The sequence below is a fragment of the Rhodopirellula sp. UBA1907 genome (assembly GCF_002337565.1).
Lineage (GTDB): Bacteria > Planctomycetota > Planctomycetia > Pirellulales > Pirellulaceae > Rhodopirellula > Rhodopirellula europaea.
This window is the reverse complement of sequence record NZ_DDGH01000041.1, coordinates 1-4,213: the sequence shown is the minus strand read 5'-3', so window position 1 is coordinate 4,213 and position 4,213 is coordinate 1. Positions and strand designations below refer to the sequence as shown.

The 4,213-nt window shown below is 56.3% G+C and carries 2 protein-coding genes; one reads left to right on the top strand and one right to left on the bottom strand.

Features of this window, described 5'->3' with window-relative positions:
• Window positions 1-74: 74 nt before the first annotated feature.
• Complete coding sequence (gene uvrA, locus B2R17_RS09120; RefSeq protein ID WP_286763748.1) at window positions 75-3,077, bottom strand: excinuclease ABC subunit UvrA; 3,003 nt, start codon at window positions 3,075-3,077, stop codon at window positions 75-77.
• A gap of 282 nt (window positions 3,078-3,359) precedes the next feature.
• Here uvrA and B2R17_RS09115 point away from each other — a divergent pair.
• On the top strand, window positions 3,360-4,213 hold an 854-nt coding region (locus B2R17_RS09115; protein WP_286763747.1), incomplete at its 3' end, for an IS110 family transposase.

The window sequence follows — 4,213 nt, the reverse complement described above, 5'->3', positions numbered from 1 at the left end:
ACCTTGCGAGCACGGCACTTCAAAATTGCACGACCTCCAAACGTTTGAGACAAACGTTCTATTCTGATTGCTCGTCAAAGCATCTGCCGCAAGACCTGTCCCGTCAAACTATCGTTGACCGACGCGACTTCATCACGAGTCCCACTGGCCACGATCTGCCCACCCTCTTCTGCGGCACCAGGACCGACTTCGATAATCTGATCCGCGGCGGCCATCAGCATCGGATGGTGCTCGATCACGACCAACGAGTGCCCTTCGTCGATCAACGCGTCGAAGCACTTCAGCAGTCGCGTGATGTCGTCGAAATGCAGTCCGGTCGTGGGCTCGTCCATCAAGAACAACGTCCGCCGCTTGCTCGATCCCGCCAGGAACGCGGCCAACTTCAATCGCTGGGCCTCACCGCTGGAAAGTGTGGTCGCCGGTTGCCCCAACGCGACATAATCCAGCCCCACGTCGATCAAACGTTTGAGCTTGTTCTGCACCTTCGGCATTTCGCGAAAGAACTCAGAGGCCTCGCGAACGGTCATCTCCAATACGTCCGCGATCGTGCGATCTCGATAGCGAACCTGCAATACTTCGTCGCGATATCGCCGTCCCCGACACTCGCCACATCGCATCGAGACATCCGCGAGAAACTGCATGTCGATCGTTTGCACGCCCGCTCCCTCGCACGCCGCACATTGCCCCGCCGACGAATTGAAACTGAAGTGCCCCGGTTTGAAATTGCGAATCTTGGCGTCGACCGTTCCCGCGAAAGCTTGCCGAATCGGATCAAACGCTTTCGCAAACGTGACCGGGCAACTGCGAGGACTGCGGCTGATCGGCGACTGATCGACCAATAAACAATCGTCAATCGCGTGCTCGCCCCGCAAAACTCGATACGGAAGCGTGTTGGCGACGATGTCGGCGGACGGCACTTCGCCACGACGCTCAGCCAACCGAATCGACACGGCGCCGAACAACGTGTCATGAATCAGCGAACTCTTTCCGCTGCCCGATCGTCCCGTGACGACGGTCATGCATCCAAGCGGAAACTCCACGTCAATATCACGAAGGTTGTGCCCGCTCGCTCCATTCAAAACCAACGAGCCTGTCGATGCCCGGCCATCCGTCAAATCCAACTGAATGGACTGTTTTCGGTTCTTGCCAAGATACCGCCCCGTCAAACTATCTTTGGCCTTCATCAACTGTTTGGGCGTGCCTTCAAACGTCACCAAGCCGCCGCCAACGCCCGCCCCAGGACCGATCTCAATCACGCGGTCGGCGAGTTGAATCAAGGTGTCGTTGTGCTCCACCGCGACGACGGTGTTGCCACGGTCTCGAAGCTGTGTGATCGCGTCGACCAATTGCTCCACATCGACCGGATGCAAACCAGCCGTTGGTTCATCGAGCACATACAACATGCCAACCAACGTGCTGCCCAGCGCCAACGTCAACGCGATTCGCTGGGTCTCACCGCCGGACAACGTGCGAAGCGTGCGGTTGAGCTGCAGGTACCCCAGCCCAACTTGATCCAAGTAACGCAACCGATCGCGAATTTGCCGGACTGGTTCGCTGGCGATCGTGTGCCGACGCTGCTGATCCGCAATCAACAACTCCGCCTGCGTCTGGTACCCAACCAATTTTTCGCGAACAGCATCGTCATGCGAAACGTCCGCTTCGTTATCGCTGGATGCATCGTCGCCAAACCAATCCGTCAGAAATTGATCCAGCTCATCACACCGCATCGCCAGCATTTCAGAGATGTTGCGTCCACCGACTTTGTACGCCAACGATTCAGGCTTCAACCGATCGCCACCGCAGGCCGGGCAAGTCCGATAGCTTCGGTAACGCGATGCAAACACGCGAATGTGCATCTTGTACTTCTTGCGATCCAACCAAGCAAAAAAGCCATCCAGCCCACCAAACTTGCGTTCGCGAACGCCTTCGTGAATCAGCTTCAGGTGCTTCTTTTTCAATTTTGGAAACGGAACATCGACCGGCAAATCGTAATCATCCGCGAGCGCCAACAACTCTTCCAATTCATGCTGATACGAAGGCGCATTCCAAGGAGCAATCGCACCTTCGCGAATCGACTTGGACTTGTCGGGAACAATCCGGTCCATGTCGATTCCGATCACATCACCGAACCCTTCACACTCCGGACACGCCCCCATCGGATGATTGAAGTTGAATGCTCGTGGGACTGGATCGGGATACTCAATGTCGCAGTGACCGCAGCGATGCCGATCGCTGGCGACTCGTTGCAACATCTCCCGTCCATCGATCGATTGGGTCGGCAACCCGGCGAACCGATCTTCCGCATCGGACTGGAACAACACGACCGCACGCCCGTTGCCTTCGGTCATCGCGGTTTCCAAGGACTCAGTCCAGCGAGACATTTCCGACGAGGAGGAAAGCCGGTCAACGACCACCGTCGCCGTCACTCCCTTCGATCCAATCCGCTTGGCCATCTTGCTGCGGTCTTCGTCGGACAACTGAAACGTTTCGCCCTTGAGAATCAAACGCACGAAACCTTCCTGTTGCAGGCCTTGCAAGATCTCCGAAGCGGATTTCCGACTCGGCAACCAGAGTTCGAAACCCACGATCGCCCGCTGAACCTTTGCTGCTGGATCACTTAGTTGTGCCGCAACACTTTGTGGGCTGTCGATCACGACCGGCTGCCCACACTGGTAGCACACCAATTCCGATGCACGGGCGAACAGCAGTCGCAGGTGTTCGGCGATCTCGGTCGACGTGGCCACGGTGCTGCGGTTCGTCTTCACCGCCGACGCCCGAGTCACCGCGATCGCGGGCGGAATCCCCGAAATGCTGTCGCAATCCGGTTTGTCGAGCTGGTTGAGATACTGCCGCGTGTACGCTGAAAAACTCTCGATGTAGCTTCGCTGCCCCTCGGCATACAGCGTGTCAAGCGCCAACGACGTCTTTCCACTGCCGGACAGCCCGCAAATCACGACCAATTCCCCGCGAGGGATGTCGACGTCGACATCACGCAAATTGTGAACACGGCATCCACGAACCGAGATCGGTTGTCGTGTCACTCGGGTCTTTGTTGTCGAACTTTGCGTTTGTCCCATGATGCATCCATTCACAATTGAATTAAAATGTCTCCTTGTATGGTTGCAGATGCTCCATCTACCGGTCAAATAAATCATGCCAGTGTTTTGGCCTCGGAGCGTAGCGAAGAGGCCAAAACACTGGCGGTCGGCGACAGATCGATAGCCCTCTGTTCCGCAGCAAGCGAGAACGCGGGGGAGCGGGATCGTCGTCGGCCTTTAGATAAAAGCCCGAACAGCCGCCAGAGCCGTCGGCCCCCGAAGGCGACGAGCTCGCATTTGCAAGGAAGGGATACTTCTAAAATGAACTTCGAACACTTCATCGGAATCGATGTTGCCAAAGCTAAACTCGACATTGCCAAAGCAATCGATGGCCCGGTCCTCAAAGTTGCCAATGAGCCTTCCGCTATCAAAGCGATGATCAAAGAGCTGCCGAGGCCAAAGTCGGCGCTCGTCGTCGTCGAGGCCACCGGGGGCTACGAAAAAGCGCTGGTCATCGAATTGGTGGAGGCGGGACACATCGTCAGCGTCGTCAACCCAAGACAAGTTCGAGACTTCGCCAAAGCCCTGGGGATTCTCGCCAAGACGGACAAAATCGATGCCAGAGTCATTGCGAGATTTGGCCAGCAAGTGCGTCCACGTGCTTACGTGAAAACCCACGAAAAACAGGGCGAACTCGATCAGTTGGTCGCTCGACGTCGACAGCTCGTTGGGTTGCGTACTTCAGAAAAGAATCGTCAGCAACAGGCTGATTCCAAGGCCGTTGCCAAAAGCATCGCTCGCACGTTGGATCACCTTCGCAAAGACATTCGCCGGATCGATGAGGAGATTCGCAAGCTTGTTCAATCCGACGACCAATGGAAAGGCCGCGCGGAACTACTGAAGACCGCTCCGGGCATCGGTGAAGTGACCTCAACAACGCTGATCGCTGAGTTGCCCGAGCTTGGTGATCTGAATCGACAACAGATCTCTGCTTTAGTTGGTGTAGCGCCGTTCAATTGTGAGAGCGGCACGATGCGAGGCAAACAGATGATCTATGGGGGACGAAAAAGTGTTCGCAATACGCTCTACATGGCGACCTTAACGGCGATGCGATTCAACCCGACGATCAGAGCCTTTTCCGAGCGTCTGAGCTCTCAGGGCAAACCGTACAAAGT

Bases quoted from the DNA above. Each gene is read 5' to 3' on its own strand.
- uvrA (WP_286763748.1), bottom strand. From the start codon at position 3,077: ATGGGACAAACGCAAAGTTCGACAACAAAGACCCGAGTGACACGACAA.